Here is a 2,059-nt window from a genome sequence, read left to right on the forward strand (position 1 = left end):
GGTCGATGGCCTTGTCGGGCAGGAAGCGGTCGGTGATGTAGCGGTTCGACAGCGTTGCCGCCGCCACCAGCGCAGAGTCGGTGATCCGCACGCCGTGGTGCAGCTCATACTTCTCCTTCAGGCCGCGCAGGATGGAGATGGTGTCTTCCACCGTCGGCTCGGTGACGAACACCGGCTGGAAGCGGCGGGCGAGCGCCGGATCCTTCTCCACATATTTGCGGTACTCATCCAGCGTCGTGGCGCCCACGCAGTGCAGTTCGCCGCGCGCCAGCGCCGGCTTGAGCAGGTTGGAGGCATCCATCGCGCCATCGGACTTGCCCGCCCCGACGAGGGTGTGCATCTCGTCGATGAACAGGATGATGCCGCCCTCGGCCGCCTGAATCTCCGACAGCACGGATTTCAGCCGTTCCTCGAACTCGCCGCGATATTTGGCGCCGGCAATCAGGGCCCCCATGTCGAGGGCCAGCAGGCGCTTGTCCTTCAGGCTCTCCGGCACGTCGCCGTTGACGATGCGCAGCGCCAGCCCTTCCGCAATCGCGGTTTTGCCGACGCCCGGCTCGCCGATCAGCACCGGGTTGTTCTTGGTGCGCCGCGACAGCACCTGAATGGTGCGGCGGATCTCGTCGTCACGGCCGATGACCGGATCGAGCTTGCCGTCGCGCGCGGTCTGGGTCAGGTCGCGGGCATATTTCTTCAGCGCGTCATAGCCGCTTTCGGCCGAGGCATTGTCGGCGGTGCGACCCTTGCGCAGGTCTGCGATGGCGGCCTCAAGCCGCGCCGGGGTCACGCCGGCGGTCTTCAGGATTTTCGCCGTGTCGGCATCGCTTTCGCTGGCCAGCGCCAGCAGCAGCCGCTCCACGGTAACGTAGCTGTCGCCGGCCTTCTTGGCCAGCCGCTCCGCCGCCTCGAACACCTTCGCCGTGGGTGCGGCAAGATAAAGCTGCCCGGCGCCGCCGGAAACCTTCGGCAGCTTCGCCAGAGCCTGCTCCGTGGCACTGAGAGCGGCGCGGGCATCGCCGCCGGCGCGCTCGATCAGGCCGGAGGCAAGGCCTTCCGGGTCGTCGAGCAGCACTTTCAGCAGGTGCTCCGGCAGGAACTGCTGGTGCCCCTGCCCCAGAGCCCCGGTCTGGGCCGACTGGATGAAGCCGCGGGCGCGCTCGGTATAGATCTCAGGATTCATCTGTCATCTCCTTCCCGCCCCGTCACCCTTGAGGCATGACGGGCGTCGCGGATTGCGGAGCCGGTCTGCGGCCTCCGCCGGCGCCGCCTCGGGCGGGCGCTGTTCGTCATATGGTGTTGCACATCGGCAACGGAAGGGGGGCGCGGCCGGAAAGCTCAATTTTCTTGCCATCCCGCGCCACAGGGCCCGCGCCGCAGGCCGCAACCCTTTGCAGGAAAATCCCGTTCCGGGCATCGCCCGACCGGAAGCGCCCGGCCCCAACAAGAAAGGCCCCGGCAATGCCGGGGCCTTCTGCATCTGGCGGACAGGACCGCAGGGCTTGCGGCCCTGCGCGGCGGACCGGCGTTATTCGGTCGCGACCGGCAGCGCGTCTTCGCCGGCAGAAGCCTCGGCGGCCCCGGCCTCGGCGCGGCGGCCCCGGCCGCGGCTGCCGCGCACGCGGCGACGCGGACGCGGTGCCTCGTCGCCGGCGGCGGCTTCTTCCGGCGCGGCCTCGGGCGCTTCAATCTCCACCGCCTCCTCGGGCGCGGCCGCGGGCGCGCGGCGCGGCGTGCGGGCCACGCGGGCACGCGGACGGCGGGCGGGAGCCTCTTCCGGCTCGGCCGTCACCGGCTCGGCCACCGCCTCGACGGCGGCTTCGGGGGCGGCAACAGGGGCTTCCGGCACCGGCGCGCTGACCGGCGCAGCCGCAGCCGCCGCAGGCACCACGGCCTCCGGCACGAAGCGCGGCACGGAGACGACCGGCTGCGGGCCGAGACCCGGCACGGCCGGCACGGTGGGATCGCCGTTGTTGAACACAACCCGCTCGTGACGCGAGCCGCGCACCGGGCGCTGATAGGGCGCATCGCCACCGCGGTTGCCATCGCCGCGACCACCTTC

At 70.9% G+C, this 2,059-nt stretch carries 1 protein-coding gene and 1 pseudogene; both read right to left on the reverse strand.

What is annotated here, in order from left to right:
• The coding region (locus V7067_RS17585; protein ID WP_334177180.1) for a Clp protease N-terminal domain-containing protein at positions 1-1,180 on the reverse strand (1,180 nt) is incomplete at its 3' end.
• 345 nt (positions 1,181-1,525) lie between these two features.
• Positions 1,526-2,059 (reverse strand): annotated as a pseudogene (locus V7067_RS17590) (hypothetical protein); the annotation flags it as partial.

The sequence above is a fragment of the Pseudoxanthobacter sp. genome (assembly GCF_036822375.1).
Classification (GTDB): domain Bacteria; phylum Pseudomonadota; class Alphaproteobacteria; order Rhizobiales; family Segnochrobactraceae; genus Pseudoxanthobacter.